Origin of the sequence: Chitinophaga sp., from assembly GCF_035564935.1 — a bacterium.
Classification (GTDB): Bacteria; Bacteroidota; Bacteroidia; order Chitinophagales; family Chitinophagaceae; genus Chitinophaga.
Window position 1 is genome coordinate 1 of the sequence record NZ_DATMTE010000933.1, and the last position, 4152, is coordinate 4152.

Sequence of the window (4152 nt, forward strand, 5' to 3'; positions counted from 1 at the left end):
AATTTCAGGTTGGTGTAAACTGGATATTCTAAGATATCACAGGAGTTTTATGTAAGATAGTTATAAGGTTAGATAGATTGGATGATCCCGCCACAGTGCTACTGTGGCGGGATTTTTGCATTTGTAGTGATAACTTTACAAAAATTAACCTGTCATGCGAAATCTGAAACTAGTACTGTCGCTTTTCACAGCCGCCATTATTTACAGCGGTTGCGTAACCACTCATCAAAGTGGCAATCCACATGGGTTACCGCCGGGGCAACAGAAAAAAATCTACGGCACCAAATCAGCTAAACCATTTGCACCCGGACAACAGAAAAAACAATAACAGCTTATACAAAATAAAAACCCCGTTACGGAGCATCGTAACGGGGTTTTTATTTTATAACATTACCTGTTCCTAGCTATTCATGGAAATCAGGAACTCTTCGTTGTTTTTAGTACCGCGCATGTGTTGCAGCATAAAGTGCATCGACTCATCTGTATTCATATCACCCAGGTGATTACGCAGAATGTGGATACGTTTCAGGGAATCTTTATCCAGCAACAGATCATCACGACGGGTAGAGGATGCAGAAACATCGATAGCCGGGAAGATGCGTTTGTTAGCCAGTTTGCGATCCAGCAACAGTTCCATGTTACCAGTACCTTTAAATTCTTCAAAGATCACTTCATCCATTTTAGAACCGGTATCGATCAATGCGGTAGCCAGAATGGTCAGTGAGCCACCATGTTCTATTTTACGTGCCGCACCAAAGAACTGCTTAGGTTTCTGCATAGCGTTGGCTTCCACACCACCGCTCAATACTTTACCGGAAGCGGGAGCCACGGTGTTATGCGCCCTGGCTAAACGGGTGATGGAATCCAGGAGGATCACTACATCATGACCGCATTCTACCAGGCGTTTTGCTTTTTGCAGTGCGATGGCAGATACCTTCACATGCTTTTCAGCCGGTTCATCGAAGGTAGAGGCAATTACTTCCGCCTTTACACTACGTTCCATATCTGTTACCTCTTCCGGACGTTCATCGATCAGTACTACCATCAGGTAAATTTCAGGATGGTTGGTAGCGATAGCGTTGGCTACTTCTTTCAGCAACATGGTTTTACCTACTTTAGGCTGCGCTACAATCAGTCCGCGTTGTCCTTTACCGATAGGCGTAAACATATCCATGATACGCGTGGAGTAATTATTGGAAGTAGTGGTTAATCTCAGTTTTTCGAAAGGGAACAGCGGTGTCAGGTAATCGAAAGGTACACGGTCGCGTACTTCTTCCGGTGATTTGTTATTGATTGTTTCCACTTTCAGCAAAGCAAAGTACTTCTCTCCTTCTTTAGGCGGGCGTACAGAGCCTTTCACGGTATCGCCGGTTTTAAGACCAAACAGTTTGATCTGCGACGGGGATACATAAATATCATCCGGGGAGCTGAGGTAGTTATAATCGGAAGAGCGAAGGAAACCATAGCCGTCGGGCATCATTTCCAGTACGCCTTCACTTACAATAACACCATCGAACTCTATATTAAAAACTGGTTCTTTCTTATTAGGGAAGCGGTTTTTCTGTGCTGCAGGCGCCACCGGGATCTCTCCGGGCACTACAAAATCGTCCTCTTCTTCTTCCAGCTCGTCTTCTGCAGGAGGTATCGCTACCACTTCTTCCTCTTCTTCCGGTTCTTCTTCGTCTTCTGTAAAAGAAGGGATAATGATATCATCATCATCATCGAAAGTGAGGGAAGGGATGCTATCCAGGTCTATTTCAAAATCTTTTACTTTAGGTTTGGCGGAAGCGGCCGGTTTAGCTTCTTCCTCTTTTGATTTAGCGCTGGCGGCTTTTTTTGCTGCGGGTTTCTTGGCAGCCGGTTTTTCTTCAGCGTGAGCAGGTTCTTCAGCAGCGTGGTTAGCTTCGTCTTTCTTTACAGGTTTGCGTTTACGTGCTTTCTTTTCGTCTCCGTTGGCTTGGTTATCTTATGAGGATAATACGGCTTGTTTATCAAGAATTTTGTAGATGAGGTCCTGTTTGTTCAGTTTTTTTGCGTTGGGAACTTCCAGTTTCTCTGCAATATCAAGCAGCTCAGGAACGAGCATGTCGTTCAGTTGTAAGATGTCGTACATCATCTGTGTTGTCAAATTTTAGAAGTGTTGTGAGGCGGGTACCACTGCATACCAACATACACCAATTACAAATAATTGTTTTTGAGTCAATAAATTTAATTAGCTTATTAAATTTGATAGGGAATGATTGAGTTTAGGAACTGCTGATGAAGATGGAAAATGAACTTAATCAGGCAGAATATACCGCAAGATTAAAACAAGTTTTACTATTATCCAAAAATATTTAAGTGCAAAATGCCCCAAAGCTGCCTTTAAAAGGGCTTTCCACCCTCCTGCACCCTGCTATTGACCGAACGCTCAAACCCTTACTCACATTGGGGTAGCGCTTGTTTAGCCCCTTATTTTTAACATTTCCTTGGCAATCACTTCCCGGAAAAAGGCCGGCATCCAGACTACCTACTATGAAGTTTTCCACTTATTTTTGCAATCCTAAAATTATATATATTATGAGTCAAAGGGTGAAAGTCAAGCAAATCTTGTCGGACGACAAGGCGCATTACGAAGTTACAGTTAAGGGTTGGGTACGGTCATTCCGCAACAACCAGTTTATAGCTTTGAACGATGGCTCCACCAATAATAATTTACAAGTAGTAATCAATACCGAAAATATGGATGCTGCGCTGGTAAAGCGCATCACTACCGGCGCGGCTATCAGCGCCACCGGTGAAATTATTCCTTCACTGGGCAAAGGACAGAAAGTAGAGCTGAAAGCGGCTACCCTGGAAATACTGGGCGACTGCGATCCGGAAAAATACCCTTTACAGCTGAAAAACAAGCCCAGCCTGGAGTATCTACGTGAAATAGCGCATCTGCGTTTCCGTACCAATACTTTCGGGGCTATCTTCCGTGTGCGTCATGCATTGGCCTTTGCGGTACACCGCTTCTTTAACGAGCGCGGGTTCGTATACCTGCATACGCCTATCATCACTGCTTCCGATGCAGAAGGAGCAGGCGAAATGTTCCGTGTAACCACGCTGGACATGAAAAAGCCGCCACTCACTGAAAACGGCGATATTGATTACAGCGAGGATTTCTTTGGTAAATCCACCAACCTCACCGTTTCAGGGCAGCTGGAAGGTGAACTGGGCGCCATGGCCTTTGGCGATATCTACACCTTTGGCCCAACTTTCCGTGCTGAAAACTCCAACACCGCCCGCCACCTGGCGGAGTTCTGGATGATTGAACCGGAAATGGCCTTCTACGAACTGGAAGATAACATGGACCTGGCTGAAGCATTTATCAAGTCCGTGATCGGTTATATACTTGATAACAATCGCGACGATCTCGACTTCCTGGCCACCCGCCTTACTGAAGAGGAAAAGCAAAAGCCACAACAGGAACGCAGCGAAATGGGACTGATCGAAAAGCTGGAATTTGTGCTGAACAACGAGTTTGTACGCATAACCTATACGGAAGCCATCGACATCCTGAAGAACAGCAAACATAATAAAAACAAGAAGTTCCAGTACCTGATCGAAGGCTGGGGCGCCGACCTGCAAAGCGAACATGAACGTTACCTGGTAGAAAAACACTTTAAGAAACCGGTGATCTTAACCGATTATCCTAAAGAGATCAAGTCGTTTTACATGAAGCTCAACGACGACAATAAAACCGTACGGGCCATGGATATCCTGTTCCCCGGCATCGGTGAAATGGTAGGCGGTTCACAACGTGAAGAGAACTACGATAAACTGGTAAAACGCATGGAAGAAATGCATGTACCGGTAGAAGAACTGAGCTGGTACCTGGATACCCGCCGCTTTGGCACTGCGCCGCATGCCGGTTTCGGCCTGGGCTTCGAACGCCTGATGCTGTTTGTAACGGGTATGACGAATATCCGCGATGTTATCGCCTTCCCGCGGACACCTAAAAGCGCAGAGTTTTAGCGGGTTGGCGCCTTCGGCGCTGTTACGCGGAGGTTGTCTGACTCAGGATTAAACTGATTTCGCTGATTACACTGATTTGATTTTGTAATGATTTTAAAATGATTTGGGGAGATTTACGCAGATGTTTGTCTGACTCGGGATTTAGATGATTTC

At 45.2% G+C, this 4152-nt stretch carries 3 protein-coding genes and 1 pseudogene; 2 read left to right on the forward strand and 2 right to left on the reverse strand.

The features are described 5' to 3' along the window. Positions 1–400 precede the first annotated feature (400 nt). Positions 401–1537: pseudogene (gene rho, locus VN105_RS24325) on the reverse strand (transcription termination factor Rho); the annotation flags it as partial. Between the two features lie 166 nt (positions 1538–1703). Between rho and VN105_RS24330 the strand changes: the two are divergent. Then, complete coding sequence (locus tag VN105_RS24330) at positions 1704–1877, forward strand: hypothetical protein (RefSeq protein WP_325645125.1); 174 nt, start codon at positions 1704–1706, stop codon at positions 1875–1877. Between the two features lie 89 nt (positions 1878–1966). Here VN105_RS24330 and VN105_RS24335 read toward each other — a convergent pair whose 3' ends face one another. Next, complete coding sequence (locus VN105_RS24335; protein WP_325645127.1) at positions 1967–2116, reverse strand: Rho termination factor N-terminal domain-containing protein; 150 nt, start codon at positions 2114–2116, stop codon at positions 1967–1969. A gap of 443 nt (positions 2117–2559) precedes the next feature. On the opposite strand from VN105_RS24335, the gene asnS reads away from it, so the two are divergent. Further along, entirely contained in the window at positions 2560–3999 is a 1440-nt protein-coding gene (gene asnS, locus VN105_RS24340; protein ID WP_325645129.1) for an asparagine--tRNA ligase, read from the forward strand. Positions 4000–4152 lie beyond the last annotated feature (153 nt).